The organism is Aliiroseovarius sp. CAU 1755, assembly GCF_054482655.1.
Genome location: NZ_JBTLRH010000001.1, coordinates 1,426,937 through 1,445,428, shown reverse-complemented (window position 1 = coordinate 1,445,428; position 18,492 = coordinate 1,426,937). Strand labels below are relative to the sequence as shown.

Genomic DNA, 18,492 nt, shown 5'->3' with positions numbered 1-18,492 from the left:
CGAATTGAAATCCTCGCGCAATTCGTCGTAATCGGCCGAAAACGCACGGTCGATCCGCGTCGTCAGGTCACCGTCCGAAAGCTGCCCAAGCCCCACGCGCAAGGCCTCAACGACCTCGCTCTGCGCGGCTTCCATCGCTGCGCGACGCGCCTCCGCCTCGGCCAGCGCGCGCTGCGCTGACGTCACGTCCTTGCCAAGAAACACAATCCGCAAAAGAACGCCCTTGCTGTCCAGAACAGGCGCAAAACTGCCTTCAACACATGCGATTGTTCCGTTGTCGCACTGCATTTCGAAGCGACCATAAATGCTTTCACCGTCATTCAGTCGTTCGAAGACAGGGCCTCGTTCGCGTGCCAGATCAGGATCAAACCGGAACAGGTCATTGACGTGCATCGCTGTCAACGCGTCGGCGGTTTTGTCCAGCAGCTCTCTGAGCAGGGCATTTGACGTCAGGACATGGCCCGACAGGCTGAATTCCGCTTTGACCTGATGGCTGTCGATCGAGCTTAGGATCGCGAGGTTCATGGTTTCCTGGGTCACGTCTTTCCATTCCACGACATACCCCATTGCGGTATCTTCCGGGTCGCAAACCAGGTTGATATCGAGCGTGAAGCGCGCATCCCCAACCGCGATTGTGTCATGGAAAGGGGTCCGCCCACGCCCTTCAAGAAAGCGTTTCACATCGTCATGTGTCGTTTCGGGCATGACACGCAACAGGCTCTCTCCGATCAGGTTGTCGGGGTCAAACCCACGCGCAACTTGTTCAAAATTCCCTTCATGGGTTCGCAGCACTGCCAAGAGGGCCGGGCTACAGGATGTGATCGTCAGAGCTTCATCCGTCAGCATCAAACTGGCGGACGACCGATCAAAAGCCGTGCCTCGAAACAGGTTCTCGCGCATCTGTTCAACCCCATCGCGCAACCGGTTCGAAAAGGCGCAAAGCGACTTTGCGATGCCTCCCAACTCGTCGCCTCGGGTCATGCTTGGGATGGGGGTGTCATAGTCCTCCAAAGCCACACGGTCGATCGCGTCCTTGATTCCAGACAAAGGGCGCGCAACGGTCAGCCACACGACGTAGGTCGTCGCGACCAGAGAAATCAGAAAGATCACGGCCGCGACCACCAAAGCCAAATTCTGATCTTTGCTGGCCACGTCGCGAAGCTGCTGGGCGGACCATGCAAGCGCAACCACACCAAGCACCTTGTCGTTTCCATCAGCTTGCACGGGCTGGGCGATTAGCGTCCCATCCAACGACCGCTGAACTTCGCCAGTCTCAAACGCGCGCAAGGCAAGGGCCTGCAAGTCCGGCAACACATCCGCATCGCTGCCGCCGTCAAACAACGTGTCCCTGGGTGTTGCAAAAGCGGCTGCATATCGCAGTTTTCCCTCACCTTCTGACAAAAGGCCTTCTAGCCGCCGTTCAACACCGACACGGCTATTTGCCCGGAACGACCCGACCAGCACATCCGAAGTAAACTTCGTCATGTCAGCAGCCTGATAGGCCACCGTGCTGTCGATGATCTTGTTCGAGGTCGCCATGGACAAATAGGCCAAGGCGACACCCACCAATGCACTGCTGATCGCCACAATAAGTGAGATCTTGAGGAAAATGGTGTTCAAACCCAATTTGCGAGCAATATCACGCGGCGATTTCTTCATGCACTGGCATCCTTTTGCGACACATCCACAACGTATCCGAGGCACCATAACCGCGAAGGTATTTCGCTGCAGTTAACGGCGGTCTTGTCGCGGGCTCGCAAAAATCCGGAACCTCAAAAACGTCTTGTCTATCGGGTCAACGGGCAGCGCAACATAGGCCAGCTGTTGCGGCAGTTCGCCCATGGACGGCGCGGCGCGCTGCCCCTAGAAGGGCGTCAAGATCAAGTTGAAAGGCGGCAAAACATGACGGGATGGTATGGATATTTCTTCGCGTTTTTCATGTTTTTCTTATCGCACTCGATCCCGGTGCGCCCTGCCGTCAAGGCGAGGTTGGTATCCAGACTGGGCCAGCGCGGTTTCACGATTGCCTATTCGGCCTTGTCTACCGCAATGTTGGTCTGGGTTATCGTGGCTGCAGGCCGCGCGCCCTTTATCGGGCTTTGGGATTGGGCGCTGTGGCAAAACCATGTCACGCTGACTTGCATGTTCCTGGCCTGTGTGATTGCAGCCATGGCGATCGGGCGGCCCAATCCGCTGTCATTTGGCGGAGCGCATAATGACCGGTTTGAGCCGTCCGCACCGGGGCTGGTCGGCTGGGTGCGCCATCCGCTTCTGGCGGCGCTGTTGTTGTGGGCGCTGGGGCATATGGTGCCAAACGGAAACCTTGCCCATCTCATTCTGTTCGGACTGTTTGCGGGCTTTTCGCTGCTCGGCGCAAAGATCGTTAACCGGCGCCAGAAACGGATCATGGGCGAGGCACGCTGGCACGCCCTGACCCAAACACGCCGAGAACTACGCCTCACCACCAACGGCGTGCTGCGTTTTGGAATTGGGGTCGCGGTCTATCTGACACTGATTGGCCTTCATGGGCCCGTCATCGGAGTCTCACCACTGTTCTGAAGCGCTATGCCGCGCGCCACATCGCGCGGGTTGCAGCCAAATTCCTGCCGAAAGGCGCGCGCGAATGCGCTGGCATCTGCATAGCCGACCCGCAACCCGACTTCGGCAATTGACAGACCATCCGCGATCAACATGCGTTTGGCAGCATTCAGGCGTAAACGCTTGTAGACCTGACGCGGGGTCGCCCCGAAATGCTTGTTGAAACGAAGCTCCAGATCGCGCTGGCGACAGTCAACCTTCCGCGCGAGTTCCGCGATGGTCAGCGGATTTTCGATCTGTGCCGCCATCACACGCAGGCACAGATCGACGCGCCGGTCAGACCGTATTTGGGGCGGTGCTTGGGTCGCGTGCGAACCATCCGACATGAAAAGCTGCGTGAGCTCCAAAAGCAAAGCCGTCCCGTGATCTTCGCCAATCAGCTCGCATGCTAGATCGAATGCCGCCATACCACCGCTGCAGGTGATCCGATCACCATCCCGCACCCAGCGCGCACGCTGAACATTGATGGAGGTAAACCTCTCGGCAAAGGCCTCGGTTCGGTCGAAATGAACTGTCGCACGACGCCCATCCAAAAGCCCGGCCGCTCCCAAAAGCCAGCTACCGGTATCAATTCCAGCCATCACCTGGAAATGACCCGCAAGAGCGCGCAACATCTTGGCGGTCGCAGGTGTGGCATGGGTTTGGTGATCATAACCCGCCACGACATACAGTATGTCACCGCGTCCGATCTCGCCAAGCGGCGTCGTGGGCATGACCGGCAACCCGCTGGAAGACTGCACCGTGCGGTCACCGGGCGTGCAAATCTGCCAAGTATAAGCCGCATACCCCAACAGCGCATTCGCGGCGCGCAAGGGTTCCAGAAGGTTGGCCAGCGCAAGGTTCGAAAACTGATCGAACAGCAAAAAGCTGATGCGTTGAGTTTGCTTTTCGGTTTTTGACCATTTCTGCATGATTTTGCTTAAATCTGCACATCACGCGCGTCAATCCCGGACATCATGAATGGACACGCGAACCATTCTGCGAGGATCCCATGCCCCTGACCATGAACACCGATGTTTTCATTACCTGCGCCGTCACCGGGTCAGGCAGCACGCAGGACCGATCGCCCCATGTGCCGCGCAGCCCCAAGCAGATCGCCGACAGCGCCCTTGCCGCCGCGAAAGCAGGCGCTGCCATCGTGCATTGCCATGTGCGCGACCCCGAAACTGGCACGCCCTCGCGCGACCTGAAACTCTACCGCGAAGTGACCGAGCGTATTCGCGACGCCGATGTCGACGTGGTCCTGAACCTGACCGCGGGCATGGGCGGCGACATCACGTTCGGCCCAACGGACGCGCCCATGCCGGTGAACGATGCCGGCACCGACATGATCGGCGCCGCCGAACGGGTCGCCCATGTGGCCGAGTGCCTGCCCGAAATCTGCACGCTGGATTGCGGCACCATGAACTTCGCCGAGGCCGATTATGTCATGACCAACACCCCCGGCATGTTGCGCGCCATGGGCCAGATGATGACCGATCTTGGTGTGAAACCCGAGATCGAGGCCTTCGACACGGGCCATCTCTGGTTTGCCAAGGAGTTGGTGAAGGAAGGCGTATTGGATAGCCCCGCCCTTGTGCAGCTCTGCATGGGTGTGCCGTGGGGCGCGCCGGACGACCTGAACACCTTCATGGCGATGGTCAACAATGTGCCGGACGATTGGACCTTCTCGGCCTTCGGGCTGGGGCGCAACCAGATGGCCTATGTCGCAGCGGCCGTGCTGGCGGGCGGCAACGTGCGCGTCGGGCTTGAGGATAACCTGTGGCTTGGCAAGGGCGAGCTTGCGACCAATGAACAGCTGGTGACCCGCGCGCGTGGCATCATCGAAGGCATGGGCGCCCGCGTGATCGGACCGGATGAGGTGCGCGAAAAGCTGGGCCTTGTGAAAAGAGCCCCGAAATGAAGGCGGCAATCATTGGCGGCGGCGTCATCGGCGGCGGCTGGGCCGCGCGGTTCCTTCTGAACGGGTGGGACGTCGCCGTGTTCGACCCCGACCCCGAGGCTGAACGCAAGATCGGCGAGGTTCTGACCAACGCCCGCCGCGCGCTGCCGGGCCTCTACGAAACCGCGCTGCCTGCAGAGGGCAAATTGACCTATCACGACGATCTGGCCCAAGCCGTCGCAGGTGCCGATTGGGTGCAGGAAAGCGTGCCGGAGCGGCTGGACCTAAAGCACAAAGTCTTTGCAGACCTGATGCGTCTCGCGCCGGAAACGGCGATCATCGGCTCATCAACATCGGGCTTCAAACCGTCGGAACTGAACGAAAAAGGCGCGCGTGCGATTGTCGCGCATCCGTTCAACCCGGTCTACCTTCTGCCGTTGATCGAGCTTGTGGGCGACGAAGGCACCTGCACCCGTGCCGCCGACATCCTACAGTCCATCGGCATGTTCCCCCTGAAAGTGCGCAAGGAAATCGACGCCCATATTGCCGACCGCTTCCTTGAGGCGGTCTGGCGCGAGGCGCTCTGGCTGGTCAAGGACGGCATCGCAACGACCGAGGAAATCGACGAGGCGATTCGCATGGGCTTCGGCCTTCGCTGGGCGCAGATGGGATTGTTTGAAACCTACCGCGTCGCGGGCGGCGAGGCTGGCATGAAACATTTCATGGCCCAGTTCGGCCCCTGCCTGTCCTGGCCCTGGACCAAGCTGATGGACGTGCCGGAATTCACCGATGAACTGGTTGACCTGATCGCAGGCCAGTCGGACGCGCAATCGGGCCATATGTCGATCCGCGAGTTGGAGCGCCTGCGCGATGACAACCTCGTCTCGATGCTGCGCGCCCTTAAGGCCCGCGGGCCGGGATCCGGCGCAGGCCGGGTGATCCGCGAACACGAGGCGGACCTGTGGCCTACGATGACCGATACCGTTCCCCTGCGCACCGTCACCCGTGACGTGCCGGTGGACTGGACGGACTATAACGGCCACATGAACGAAGGGCGCTATGGTCAGGTGTTCTCGGATGCTGCCGACCGGGTGATGGCGCATGTGGGCGCAGATGCGGATTATATCGCGTCGGGCCTCAGCTATTTCACCGCTGAAACCAACATCAAGTATATCGACGAATGCCATGCGGGCGAAACGGTCTACGTGGACACCACCGTGACCCTTGGCGAAGGCAAAAAGCTGCGCCTGTGGCACGAGATGAAGCGCACGAAGGATAGCGGGCTGCTGGCAACCTGCGATCAATTCCTGCTGCATGTGGACCTAAACACCCGCAAATCCTGCCCGCCCCGCGCCGATGTCGAAGCGCGCGTCGTAGCTTTGGCATCCTTACATGCCAACCACAGCGCATAAGGGTCGCGGGTCCGGCAACACGCTCAGCCAGCAGACGTGATGCGCGCTAGTCCAGCGTCTGGCGATAGCGTTTAAGCGCAATGGTCACGATCACCAGCATGATCACCGCGATGCCCAGCAAATCAACCGCGATATCGCTAAGATCAGCACCTTTCAGCATGACTTTGCGCACAAGGCGCAGAAAATGCGTCGCAGGAATGGCATTGCCAATTGCCTGCGCCCATCCGGGCATGGCGGCGAACGGAAACATGAAACCCGAAAGCAGAATGGTCGGGAGCAACGTGAAGAACGAGATTTGCATGGCCTGCATCTGACTGCGCGCCACCGTTGAGATTAGAAAACCAAGCGCAAGGTTCACGACGATGAACAGGTTGAAGCCGACGAAGAACGCCACTGGCGATCCGATGAAAGGCACACCGAACAGCACCCGCGCCGCGACCAGAAACACCAGCGTCTGCACATAACCCACAAGGATATAGGGGGCGATTTTACCCAGCATGACCTCCATCGGACGCACCGGTGTTGCGATCAAGGTCTCCATCGTGCCTTTTTCGCTTTCGCGCACGATCGCGACCGCCGTGATCATGATCATCGTCATCGACAAAATGACCCCCAGCAACCCCGGCACGATGTTGATCGAAGAGTTGCCTTCCGGGTTGTATTGACGGTGAACCACCACGCCGAACGGCGGCGGGCGGGCTGCGGTAAACCCAAGCGCGCCGGTCAGGGTCTGCGCCATCGCGGTGTCCACGATCCCCGACATCGCGCCTGCGGCCCCCCCAACGGCCGTCGGGTCAGAGGCATCAGCCGCAATCAGGATTTCAGGCGACAGACCGCGAACGATATCGGTTTCAAATCCCTGCGGGATCACCACGACGAAATTGGCGGTGCCGTCGCGCAGCGCACGCTCTCCTTGCGCCGGGCTTGTGACGACGCCCTCAAAATCGAAATAGGTCGAGCTTTGCATGCCCATCAGGATGGCGCGCGTGACGGGTCCTTCGTCTGCCATTTCGACCAATGTCGGCAAATGACGCGGGTCAGAGTTGATCGCATAGCCAAAGATCAGGAGCTGCATGATCGGAACGCCGATCATCATCACGAAGGTAATTCGGTCACGCCGCATCTGCACGAATTCCTTGGACAGAACGGCCAAAAATCGGGACCACGAAAACCGCCACCTCATGCCGGACCTCCGTCGTAATTGTCCGCTGCCCCCGCCATCAGATAAATGAACGCCTCTTCCAGCTCGGCCTCTTTCAAGACCCATTTATGTGTGCCTTTGGCTTGGTTTTGTGCCGCGAGCGCCTTCAGCGCCGCTTCATCCGTGCCCGACACATGCAAGACGGCCCCAAACCGCGCCACCTGCCCGACCCCGGGGTCAGCGCGCAATGTGGCCTCAAGCGCAGTCAGGTTCGGGCCGGTCACGCGATAGGTGTGCAGTCCGATCATTTTCGGGATATCGCGCGCGGTACCCGAGATGAGCTTTTTGCCATACGCGATATAGGCGATAAAGTCGCACTGGATGGCTTCGTCCATGTAATGGGTGGACACCAAAACGGTGACCCCTTTGGCGGACAAGCGCCGAATTTCATCCCAAAAGTCACGTCGCGCCTTGGGGTCCACGCCCGCCGTGGGTTCGTCCAGCAACAAAAGTGCCGGATCGTGGATCATGCAAGCCGCCAGCGCCAGTCGCTGCTTCCAACCGCCTGACAAGGTGCCCGCCAACTGCCCTGCCCGATTGGCAAGACCCAGATCCTCCAACGCGGCTTGCACCCGTGCGCGGCGATCCTTCACCTGAAACATCCGCGCGATGAAGTCGAGATTTTCACGAATGGTCAGGTCTTCATAAAGCGAAAACCTTTGGGTCATGTAGCCCACGTTTTCCTTGATCTGGTCCTGTTCGGTCAGAATGTCATAGCCAAGGCAGGTGCCGTGCCCCCCATCAGGCGTCAAAAGCCCGCACATCATGCGGATCGTTGTGGTCTTGCCCGACCCGTTCGGTCCCAGAAAGCCGTAGATCGCACCTTTCGGCACTTCCATGTCGAAGTGATCCACGACCACGCGACCACTGAAGGACTTTGTCAGATCGACCACAGATATGGCGGGCGCTTGGGTCATTGGCGGGGGCTAAGTGTCAGGGGTTGGCCCGGCAACACGCCGTCGGCATTTTCCAGAACGGCCTCGGCGCGGAACACAAGGCGGGCGCGTTCTTCGCGACTATAGATAATGGGAGGTGTATATTGCGGCGTTGTCGCCAGCCGCGTCACCCGCGCCGTCAGATTGGCGGGACAACCATTGCAGGTCACGTCAAAGACCTCTCCGGGTTGAACGCTGGCGCGATGTGCCTCGGGCACGAAGAACAAGGCTTTCAGAGCATCCGGCGGCAGGATGGACATAACGGGCGCGGCCGCGCCGACCACCTCGCCTTCTTCATAGAAAACGCGGTCAATCAACCCGCCGACCGGGGCGATCACCTCGCGATCAGCCAAAGCGGACCGGGCGTCGTCCAGCTGTGCCAGGGCGGCTTCGTGCGATGCTTCGGCGGCGATACGCTGGGCGTCGCGCGCTGGCAATTCTGCAACCTGCAACTGCGCCTCAAGCTGGGCCACACGCGCATTGGCGCTCAGAACCATGGTTTGGTCTGCATCGACACGCGCCTTTGACACGGACCCACTGGCCAGCAATTGCTCGGACCGATCAAGCGTGGACTGGGCCAACCGCTGGTCAGCCCGGGCCTGATCCAGCGTCGCCCGGATCACATCAATCTCGGCCGTCCGGCTGCCTGTCGACAGGTTGTCGAGGTTGGCCTGCGCCACCGCGACTTGTGCCGTAGCGGCGCGCAGAGCCGCCTTTTGGTGCGAGGCATCAATCATGAACAGGACATCGCCCGCCTCAACCATTTCACCTTCGTCGACCCCCATCTGCACGATCCGCCCCACTGCCGAGGGCGCGACGTAAACATAATCCGCCTCCACATAGCCGTTATAGGCGCTGACATCAGGGGATCCGAAGCCGGGGATAACGATGCTGATCAACGCAATCAGCCAGTCGGGTAGCGAGCTCATTGGGCATCTCCTTCAAGGGGGGCCAATCCCGCACACAGAATTTGCAGGTGGTTTTCAACCAATTCGTCCAGCTGCAAACCTCCGTCAGGGGCAACGCTGAAGACTTCGAACAAGATGATATGGGCGATGATCGGCCCCATCACAGATCGCGCAGTCAGTTCGGGGTCGATCGGTCGGATATGCCCCCCCTGAACCCCTTGCGCCAACAGCGCCGCGATGGCGGGCAGCGCACGAAACAGCACCTTGTCGCGAAACAAGCTTGCCAGTTGGGGCGCGATCGAGGCTTCGCGCAGGATGATCATCGGCACGGCCCGCACGGCGTCATCACTCAGCGCCTGCCCGACCTGTCGCAGAAACATCGCCAAAACAGGTCGTGGGTCGCCTTTATACCCTTGCATCGCGTCGAAAACAGATCCGGTCAACGGGGCGATGGCGCGTTCGACCAGTGCTTCCAGAATGGCATCTTTCGACGTGAAATACAGATAGACAGTGCCCTTTGAAAACCCGGCCCGACGCGCGATCTGGTCGACCGTGGTTTGAGAAAAGCCTTTTTCGGTGAACAGAGCGAGCGCTGCGTCCAAAACCTCATCCGGGCGCGCCTCGGCGCGACGGCGAAACTTTGGCTCTTTGGGTTTGAATGCTGTCATGCTCTCATTAATAACTGACTGGTCAGTTATATAAAGGGGAAAGTGTGCTGCCTTGCGTAACCGCTTTGCCATGCAACGCTTGCCGGCGTCGGCTACTTCTGGAAAACCGCCCAATAAACACCTGCCACCAAGACACCGCCGCCAACGATGTTGCCAAGGGTCACAAAGATGAGGTTGCGTAGAAAGCCCAACACATCATAGGCCACGATACCTTCAAACATGGCGACCGGAACCACATACATATTGGCAACCGAGTGCTCGAACCCGACGGCAACGAAGGCGGCAATGGGCAGCAAGACCGCCACAACCTTGCCCGTTACAGTGTGCGCCGCATAGCTCATCCATACCGCCAAACAGACCAGCATGTTGCACAATATGCCGCGAAAAAGCGCCTCTGTCGCTGTCAGGTCCAGCTTGGCCTGCGCCATCGCAGCGGCTGTCGTGGAAAGGTTGGCGCTGTCCAAGACCCCTGACTGCACGACAAAAGCGGCGATCATCAACGCGCCGACAAGGTTGCCCGCATACACGATCGTCCAGTTGCGCATCATCGCCGCAAGCGTGAAGTCCTGGTTGAGCCATGGCAGGACCATCAAGGTATTGCCGGTGAACAGCTCACCGCCCGCCACCAACACCAGCACAAGCCCGACCGAAAAAGCCAGTCCCCCGATCAGACGTGTCGGCCCAGCGCCAAAGGAGCTGTCGGAGATCACAAGCGTGTAAAACAGTGCGCCCAAGGCAATGAAAGCCCCTGCCATCAGTGCAAGTAAGGCAAGTTGCCGTGTGGTGTTCTGACTTTTGGCAAGGCCAATTGTGGCGACTCGTTCGGCAATCTGCGCCGGGGTTCGGGCTTCCATGTCCATATGCACCCTCTTATGTGCGCTTTGATTTGCGATGCTCTGCGGCCGCCACGTTCTGCTTCACGTTCAGAAAACTGTCAGGCGTGACAGATATCGAATCGATCCCAAAGCCGACAAGCGTGCGCGCATAGCCGGGGTCGTTGCTGGGCGCCTGACCGCAAAAGCCAACCTTCGACCCAACGGCATGCGCCTCGCGGATCACGGTTTCGATCATCCACAACACCGCAGGGTCATTTTCGCGAAACAAAGGAGCCAGCAATTCGGAATCGCGGTCAATGCCAAGGGTCAACTGGGTCAGATCATTCGATCCGATCGAGAAACCGTCAAACCGCTTGGCAAATTCTCGCGCCAGAATGACATTCGATGGCACCTCGCACATCACATAGACCTGAAGCCCGTTCACCCCGCGTTCCAACCCGTTCTCGGCCATGACCCGCAGCACATCGTCTGCTTCAGCCGGGGTGCGGCAGAACGGGATCATCACGATGGCATTGTCAAACCCCATTTCTTCGCGCAGTCGACGAATGGCGCGGCATTCAAGGGCAAACCCCTCGCGGTATTCATCCGAGTAATACCGCGAAGCACCACGGAACCCGATCATCGGGTTTTCCTCGTGCGGCTCGAACTGGCGTCCGCCCAGCAAATCGGCATATTCGTTGGTCTTGAAATCGCTCATTCGAATGATGACCGGTTTGGGATGGCACACAGCCGCGATCCGCGACAAGCCACGCGCCAGTTGATCAACGAAATATTGCGGCTTGTCGTCATACCCGCTTGTCAGCTCTTCGATGGCCTCTCGCGCGGCTGTGTCCTTCAGCGCGTCAAACTTCACCAGCGCCATAGGGTGCACCTTCACGGCCGAGTTTACCACAAATTCCATCCGCGCAAGGCCAACACCCGCGACAGGCAGGCGCCACCACCGGAATGCGGCAGCCGGGTTGGCGATGTTTAACATCACGTCCGTCGTCGTGTCGGGCACTGCGTCAAGGCGTTGCTCTTCCACGCTTATTTCGGCGTGGCCTGCATAGACGAACCCATCCTCGCCCTCTGCGCAGGACACGGTGATTACCTGTTCGTCATGCAACACATGCGTGGCATCGCCACAACCGACAATCGCGGGCAACCCCAGTTCTCGGCTGACGATAGCCGCATGAGATGTCCGGCCCCCATGATCGGTCACGATGGCCGCTGCGCGCTTCATGATCGGCACCCAATCCGGGTCGGTGGTCGAGGTCACGAGGATCGCGCCGTCGACAAAACGGTCGATATCTGCCGCCGTCTCGATCAGGCAGACCTGACCGTTGACAGCCGCCTCGCCTACGCTGAGACCCGTCAACAGCACCTCTCCCGTGCCAGACACGCTGTAGGATTTCAATGCCCCCGCTTCGACCCGCGACTGCACGGTTTCTGGGCGGGCCTGAACGATGAACAACGCGCCGCTGTTTCCATCCTTGGCCCATTCCATATCCATTGGCTGACCATAATGGTCCTCGATCGTGCGCGCATGCCGGGCGAGTTCAAGGATCTCATCATCTGACAGCACAAAAGCCGCGCGTTCTGCCTTTGAGGTGGGCACATTGCGGATATCGCCCCCGCTGGCCCCGGCATAGATCATTTTCTTTTCTTTTGCCCCAAGCCGCTTTTCAAGGATCGGGGTCAGCGAGGGGTCATCCAGAAATGGCTTGAAGGCCTGATATTCGTCCGGGTTAACGGCGCCTTGAACGACGTTTTCGCCAAGCCCCCAAGCCGCGCTGATCATCACCGTCTTATCAAAGCCGGTTTCCGTATCGATCGAGAACATGACCCCAGACCCTCCAATGTCCGAGCGCACCATCTGCTGGACCCCGACCGACAACGCCACCTTGGCGTAATCAAACCCCTTCAGCTGGCGGTATGTGATCGCACGATCGGTAAAAAGTGATGCAAAACACCGGCGACAGGCGTGCAGCAACGCCGCCTCGCCGCGAACGTTCAGGAACGTTTCCTGCTGACCGGCGAAACTCGCGTCCGGCAAATCCTCGGCAGTGGCGCTGGAACGCACGGCAACGGGCAAATCCGTGACACCAGAGCGCGCACCCAGATCGCGGTAGGCCGTGCGGATATCTGCCTCAAGATCGTCGGGTAAGTCGCCCTCAACAATGGATTTTCGGATTGCTTGCCCGGCCTCCTGCAAGGTTAGCTTCCCAGCCCCCAGCCTGTCCATCAGATCGGTGATCCGCACGCCCAGATCGTTGGCCGCCAGAAACGACCGGAATGCGTTGGCCGTGGTGGCAAAGCCCGGCGGCACCTGCACACCACGTTTGCCCAATTCTCGCACCATTTCGCCCAATGACGCGTTCTTGCCGCCGACAATGTCAACGTCTCCCCGCTTCAACTCCTCAAAGAAAACTACGGTTTGATCCTTCAGCGACATCGCAACCTCCCTGCGTCATGAATTCGCCAAAGGATAGCCGGTTTGGCTGCCCGCCGGTATGATCCGCGTCAAGGCCGGGCCAAGCGATCCGTGCCCGATGTCAGGTGGTCACCGTCCCCCGCCCAGACGCCTCGCCCATCGCGCGACGGTTGATCAGGATCAACGCAAACGGCACAAGAACCCGCGCAAGTTAAGCCATGACGCAACGCGAGACCAAGACCTTGCCAGCCAAGGGCGCCGCGGCCACAGGCCTGTCGCGTGCCGAGGTTGAAACCCGGCGTGCGACGCATGGCTGGAACGAGCTTCCGCAGCCTCCGACCACGCCCCCCATCACCGTGTTCATCCGTCAGTTTACCAATTTTTTGGTGGTCATCCTGATCCTTGCCGCGGTGATCGCCTTCTTCGTCGGTGATCCGGTCGACACGCTGGCGATTGGATTGGTCATCATGTTGAACGGCGTGCTGGGCTTTGTGCAGGAATGGCGCGCCGAAACGGCATTGATCGCCCTGCGCAAGATGCTGAGCACCCACACAACCGTCGTGCGTGACGGGCAGGAAGTGACCATCGACCCGCGCGAGCTGGTGCCCGATGACCTGATCCTGCTGGCAACCGGTAACCGCGTGCCCGCCGACGCGCGCCTGACGCACGCCTTGCAACTGAAATGCGACGAAAGCGTGCTGACCGGGGAAAGCCTGCCGGTCGAGAAAAGCACCGATCCATCTGAAGGCCACGACCTTTTCGCCGGCACCACGATCGTTTCAGGCCGCGCCGAAGCCATCGTGACAGCCATCGGCGCGGCGACGGAATTTGGCAAGATCGCCACCCTGACAAGCACCGCCCAGCGCGCCAAGACCGGGTTGCAAACGCAACTGGACCGCTTGGCGCGTCAGTTGGGGATAGCCGCCATCCTGATCGCTGGCTTTGTCTTTGCGTTGGGGATCTACCAACAGCAAGACCCCGTTGTAATCTTCATGACCGCCTTGTCGCTTGCCGTGGCGATGGTGCCCGAAGGCCTGCCAGCCGTCGTGACGATTACACTGGCCCTTGGCGCGGCCGCGATGGCGCGTCGCAATGCCCTTGCCCGCCGCCTGCAAGCGGTCGAGACATTGGGAGCGGCCTCCGTGATCTGCACGGATAAGACCGGCACATTGACAGAAAACATGATGACAGCGACACGGGTCTGGACCCCGGATCGCTCCTATGAGGTCACCGGAAGCGGCTATGACCCCACGGGTCACATCGCCTATCAGGGTCAGCGTCTGCGCGCCTCGGACGATCCGGGTCTGGCGCGACTTCTCACGGCGGTCCTGACCTGTTCACACGCGCGCCTGAGCCGACAGGGCGACAGTTGGTCGATGACCGGCGAACCCACCGAAGGCGCTTTGGTCACATTGGCTTACAAGGGCTGGTGCACGGCGCTTGACAGCACCGACGTTCTGCACGAACTGCCCTTCACGAGCGAACGCAAGCGCATGAGCGTTCTGGCCAGGACCGACGCCGGGCATATGGTCTTCACCAAAGGCGCGCCGGAACAGGTGCTGGACGTGTGTGACCAGGTGCAGGAGGGGGCGAACGCCCGCAAGCTAGGCGACCGCGACGTGGCCCTGATCAGCGAAAGCTATCACCAGATGGCCGAGGACGGGCTTCGTGTGATCGCGGTTGCTGCCCGCCCGACGACGTCCGAGGACTGCCGGGAAGCCGGGCTGATCTTCTTGGGGTTGGTCGGCCTGATCGACCCCCCCCGCGCCGAGGTTAAATCAGCGATAGCCTCTACGCGGTCCGCTGGCATTCGGGTAATCATGATCACCGGCGATGGACCGGTCACGGCCCGTGCCATTGCCCGCGCGGTCGGCCTGCCCGTTGCCCAAACGATGACCGGGGACGAACTGGATGCGCTGACCCCAGAGGCGTTGTCCAGGGCTCTGACGACAGACATTCTTTTTGCGCGCACCCAACCCATTCACAAACTGAAGATTGTGCAGGCGCTACAGGCGCAGGGCCAAGTGGTCGCCATGACTGGCGATGGGGTGAATGATGCCCCTGCCCTGAAAACAGCGGATATTGGCGTTGCCATGGGGGTTCGCGGCACGGAAGTTGCGAAAGATGCCTCGGACCTTGTGCTGCTGGACGACAATTTCGCAACCATCGTAAACGCCATCGAAGAAGGTCGGCGGCAATTTGCGAACATCCGTAAATTCGTGCGCTACCTTCTGGCCTCGAACGCGGGAGAGGTGGTGGCACTGGTGGTAAACATCCTGATCGGCGGTCCGCTGATCTTTCTTGCCACGCAAATCCTGTGGATGAACCTTGTCACCGACGGCGTCACCGCAGTGGCGCTTGGACTGGAAAAGACCGAGCCCGACCAGATGGATCACCGCCCCCGGCAGAAGTCCACACCGATCCTTGGCAAAACCGGCGTGGCCGTCATTTTGGGGTTTGGGCTCTATACCGGCTTGGCGAGCCTCTTTGTCTTTACACATTTTCTGGCGGTTGATGTCACGCAGGCCCGCACTGCAGCCTTCACAGCAATGGTCTTCTTCGAAAAGTTCAGCGTCTTCGCGTTTCGGTCGCTGCATCACCCGTGCTGGCGCATTGGCTGGTTGTCGAACCCGCTTTTGATCGGTGCACTGACGATCACGTTGGGCGCACAGATCGCAGCCGTCTATTGGCCGCCGCTGCAAACTCTGTTGCACACAGGACCGCTGCAGACCGACCATTGGGTCATGATCCTTGCCCTGACCGCCCCCATTTTGCTGGTTCCAGAGATCTTCAAGTCGCTTGCGCGTCGCAGATACGCCAAGGCCTGAGCCTCCCGCAGGTGCGCGCTGCATCGCCTTTATCAGGCGGCCCTGCTGCACTGTGCATTTGGGTTGTGAGGTGCTGCCGGGGGAAGAAAATATTTTACCATCTGGTAAATTTTTTGATTCTGTGCCTTCATTAGTCATCAAAATCAACAACAGGAATCAAAAAATGGTTCATTCCAACAGGGAAAACGGAGTTTCTTCGGGTCGAATAGCGCCAGCCGACGTGCAAGCCAACTTCTCCGACCTCCATCCAGCTTATGACGAACACGAAGCGCTCGTGGCCGCGGATCGTTGCTATTTTTGCCACGACGCGCCCTGCATGACGGCGTGCCCGACCTCGATCGATATTCCCCTTTTCATCCGCCAGATTGCCACCGGCACGGCGGAAGCGGCGGCCAAGACCATCCTTGACCAGAACATCCTGGGCGGCATGTGCGCGCGGGTCTGTCCGACCGAGACGCTCTGCGAAGAAGTGTGTGTGCGCGAAGTTGCCGAGGGCAAGCCCGTCGAAATCGGTCGTCTGCAACGCTTTGCCACCGACACATTGATGGCGAAAGGTTTGCACCCGTTCGTGCGTGCGGCTGAGACCGGCAAGCAGATTGCTGTCGTGGGCGCTGGCCCGTCCGGCCTTGCCTGCGCGCACCGCTTGGCGATGCTGGGCCACAACGTTGTGGTCTTCGAGGCGCGGTCCAAAGGGGGCGGTCTGAATGAATTTGGCATTGCTGCCTACAAATCCACCAATGATTTCGCGCAGAAGGAACTGGATTGGCTCATGGCCATTGGCGGGATCGAAATCCGCTATCAGCAGGCTTTGGGTCAGTCCATCACATTGGACGGGCTGCAAGATGATTTCGACGCAGTGTTTCTTGGCATGGGCCTGACCGCCGTCAACGCATTGCGTCTTGACGGTGAAGACAAAACCAACGTCACGGATGCCGTCGATTTCATCGCCGATTTGCGGCAGGCAAGTGACCTGACCGCCCTGCCCGTTGGCCGACGCGTCGTCGTCATCGGCGGCGGCATGACCGCGATTGACGCGGGCGTTCAGGCGAAACTGCTGGGCGCCGAGGACGTGACAATCGTTTACCGTCGCGGGCAAGAGGCGATGGCAGCGTCAAAGTTTGAACAGGACTTGGCGCGGCAGAAAGGCGTGACGTTGATCTGCAATGCGACCCCGGTGGGGATCGAAGGCAACGGATCGCTGACTGCCGTGACCTTCGCCTATACCGAAACGCGCGATGGCAAGTTGGAGACGTTGGACGAGACCTTCACCCTGCCCGCCGATCAACTGTTCAAAGCCATCGGCCAGAAACTTGGTGATACGCCGGACGGGTTGACGCTGGACGGTGGCAAGATCGCCGTCAATGACGCGCAGAAAACAAACTTGGCAAATGTTTGGGCCGGGGGCGATTGCGCCTCGGGCGGGGACGATCTGACCGTCACTGCCGTTGCCGAAGGTCGCGATGCGGCAATGGACATCCACGCCACTTTGACAGGAGCAAGCTAATGGCCGACCTGACATCAAACTTTCTTGGAATTAAGTCACCCAACCCGTTCTGGCTGGCCTCGGCCCCGCCCACCGACAAGGAATACAACGTGCGCCGCGCGTTCGAAGCCGGTTGGGGTGGTGTTGTGTGGAAGACGCTTGGAGCCGAAGGGCCACCCGTCGTCAACGTGAACGGCCCGCGCTATGGCGCGATCCACGGGGCCGACCGCCGCTTGCTGGGTCTGAACAACATCGAGTTGATCACCGACCGACCGCTTGAGGTGAACCTTGAGGAAATGACGCGCGTGAAGAAGGACTATCCCGACCACGCGCTGATCGCCTCCGTGATGGTGCCCTGCGAAGAAGACGAATGGAAACGCATCATCCCCCGCATCGCCGAAACCGGCTGCGACGGGTTCGAGCTGAACTTCGGCTGTCCGCACGGGATGGCCGAACGCGGCATGGGATCGGCCGTCGGCCAGGTGCCGGAGTATATTGAGATGGTCACGCGCTGGTGCAAGGAAGCCACCGACCTGCCCGTCATCGTGAAGCTGACGCCCAACATCACCAACATCCTTCTGCCCGCGCAGGCGGCAAAAGATGGCGGCGCGGATGCGGTCAGCCTGATCAACACGATCAACTCGATCACCAACGTTAATCTGGACGCCATGGCGCCAGAGCCGATGATCGACGGCAAAGGCACCCATGGCGGCTATTGCGGCCCGGCGGTGAAACCCATCGCCCTGAACATGGTGGCCGAGATTGCCCGCAACCCCGGCACGCATGGCTTGCCCATTTCGGGCATTGGCGGTGTGACCACATGGCGCGATGCAGCCGAATTCATGGCGCTTGGCGCGGGCAACGTGCAAGTGTGCACAGCGGCCATGACCTATGGGTTCAAAGTGGTACAGGAAATGATCTCGGGCCTCAGCCAGTGGATGGATGAAAAGGGCTACACCTCGATTGAAGAAGTTGTTGGGCGTGCTGTGCCCAACGTCACCGACTGGCAATATCTGAACCTCAACCACGTCACCAAGGCGCGGATTGATCAGGACGCTTGCATCAAATGCGGGCGCTGTTATGCAGCCTGCGAAGATACCTCGCATCAGGCGATCAGCATGTCGGACGACCGCGTTTTTGACGTTAAAGACGACGAATGCGTAGCGTGCAATCTGTGCGTCAACGTCTGCCCGGTCGACGGCTGCATCACGATGGAGACCATCGCCCCCGGTGCCATGGATGAACGAACGGGAACGGTTGTGAAGGAAGACTATGCCAACTGGACGACCCACCCCAACAACCCAAGCGCCACAGCCGCCGAGTAAGGC

General features: G+C 59.9%; 14 protein-coding genes. 6 read left to right on the top strand and 8 right to left on the bottom strand.

Going from position 1 to position 18,492, the window contains the following annotated elements:
• On the bottom strand, positions 1-1,659 hold a 1,659-nt coding region (locus ACXYMP_RS07170; RefSeq protein WP_458905260.1), incomplete at its 3' end, for a HAMP domain-containing protein.
• Between the two features lie 243 nt (positions 1,660-1,902).
• Between ACXYMP_RS07170 and ACXYMP_RS07165 the strand changes: the two genes are divergently transcribed.
• Positions 1,903-2,559, top strand: a complete 657-nt coding sequence (locus tag ACXYMP_RS07165) for an NnrU family protein (RefSeq protein ID WP_298569521.1) — start codon at positions 1,903-1,905, stop codon at positions 2,557-2,559.
• On the opposite strand, the gene ACXYMP_RS07160 is transcribed toward ACXYMP_RS07165, so the two are convergent.
• A complete protein-coding gene (locus ACXYMP_RS07160) occupies positions 2,523-3,509 on the bottom strand; it encodes a GlxA family transcriptional regulator (RefSeq protein WP_458905258.1) in 987 nt (328 codons plus the stop codon). The genes ACXYMP_RS07165 and ACXYMP_RS07160 overlap by 37 nt on opposite strands.
• 80 nt (positions 3,510-3,589) lie before the next feature.
• Here ACXYMP_RS07160 and ACXYMP_RS07155 point away from each other — a divergent pair, with 80 nt between their 5' ends.
• Together ACXYMP_RS07155 and ACXYMP_RS07150 are read left to right on the top strand one after the other, a co-directional pair.
• Positions 3,590-4,501, top strand: a complete 912-nt coding sequence (locus ACXYMP_RS07155; protein ID WP_458905256.1) for a beta-keto acid cleavage family enzyme — start codon at positions 3,590-3,592, stop codon at positions 4,499-4,501.
• A complete protein-coding gene (locus tag ACXYMP_RS07150) occupies positions 4,498-5,892 on the top strand; it encodes a carnitine 3-dehydrogenase (RefSeq protein WP_458905254.1) in 1,395 nt (464 codons plus the stop codon). The genes ACXYMP_RS07155 and ACXYMP_RS07150 overlap by 4 nt, the downstream gene beginning before the upstream one ends.
• A gap of 46 nt (positions 5,893-5,938) precedes the next feature.
• On the opposite strand, the gene ACXYMP_RS07145 is transcribed toward ACXYMP_RS07150, so the two are convergent.
• The 6 genes from ACXYMP_RS07145 to ppsA all read right to left on the bottom strand — a co-directional run bounded on the left by ACXYMP_RS07145 (position 5,939) and on the right by ppsA (position 12,874).
• Positions 5,939-7,075 carry an ABC transporter permease gene (locus ACXYMP_RS07145; RefSeq protein ID WP_298569529.1) on the bottom strand — a complete coding sequence of 379 codons (1,137 nt, stop codon included), beginning with the start codon at positions 7,073-7,075 and terminating at the stop codon, positions 5,939-5,941.
• The gene (locus ACXYMP_RS07140) at positions 7,072-8,010 is read right to left on the bottom strand and encodes an ABC transporter ATP-binding protein (protein ID WP_298569531.1); all 939 of its coding nucleotides are present in this window, start codon (positions 8,008-8,010) and stop codon (positions 7,072-7,074) included. Before ACXYMP_RS07140 ends, ACXYMP_RS07145 begins: the two co-directional genes overlap by 4 nt.
• Positions 8,007-8,957: an HlyD family secretion protein gene (locus ACXYMP_RS07135; protein ID WP_458905251.1), complete on the bottom strand. Its 951-nt coding sequence runs from the start codon at positions 8,955-8,957 to the stop codon at positions 8,007-8,009. The genes ACXYMP_RS07140 and ACXYMP_RS07135 overlap by 4 nt, the downstream gene beginning before the upstream one ends.
• A complete protein-coding gene (locus ACXYMP_RS07130) occupies positions 8,954-9,604 on the bottom strand; it encodes a TetR/AcrR family transcriptional regulator (RefSeq protein WP_298569535.1) in 651 nt (216 codons plus the stop codon). Before ACXYMP_RS07130 ends, ACXYMP_RS07135 begins: the two co-directional genes overlap by 4 nt.
• Positions 9,605-9,696: 92 nt before the next feature.
• Positions 9,697-10,458 (bottom strand): formate/nitrite transporter family protein, encoded by a 762-nt coding sequence (locus ACXYMP_RS07125; protein ID WP_298569537.1) that lies wholly within the window; start codon positions 10,456-10,458, stop codon positions 9,697-9,699.
• Between the two features lie 16 nt (positions 10,459-10,474).
• Positions 10,475-12,874, bottom strand: a complete 2,400-nt coding sequence (gene ppsA, locus ACXYMP_RS07120; RefSeq protein WP_458905248.1) for a phosphoenolpyruvate synthase — start codon at positions 12,872-12,874, stop codon at positions 10,475-10,477.
• Between the two features lie 197 nt (positions 12,875-13,071).
• On the opposite strand from ppsA, the gene ACXYMP_RS07115 reads away from it, so the two are divergent.
• The 3 genes from ACXYMP_RS07115 to preA all read left to right on the top strand — a co-directional run bounded on the left by ACXYMP_RS07115 (position 13,072) and on the right by preA (position 18,489).
• Positions 13,072-15,681, top strand: coding sequence for a cation-translocating P-type ATPase (locus ACXYMP_RS07115; RefSeq protein ID WP_298569540.1), 2,610 nt, complete (start codon positions 13,072-13,074; stop codon positions 15,679-15,681).
• A 163-nt stretch (positions 15,682-15,844) separates the two neighbouring features.
• The gene (locus ACXYMP_RS07110) at positions 15,845-17,185 is read left to right on the top strand and encodes an NAD(P)-dependent oxidoreductase (protein ID WP_458905245.1); all 1,341 of its coding nucleotides are present in this window, start codon (positions 15,845-15,847) and stop codon (positions 17,183-17,185) included.
• A complete protein-coding gene (gene preA, locus ACXYMP_RS07105; protein WP_458905243.1) occupies positions 17,185-18,489 on the top strand; it encodes an NAD-dependent dihydropyrimidine dehydrogenase subunit PreA in 1,305 nt (434 codons plus the stop codon). The genes ACXYMP_RS07110 and preA overlap by 1 nt, the downstream gene beginning before the upstream one ends.
• Positions 18,490-18,492: the final 3 nt, after the last annotated feature.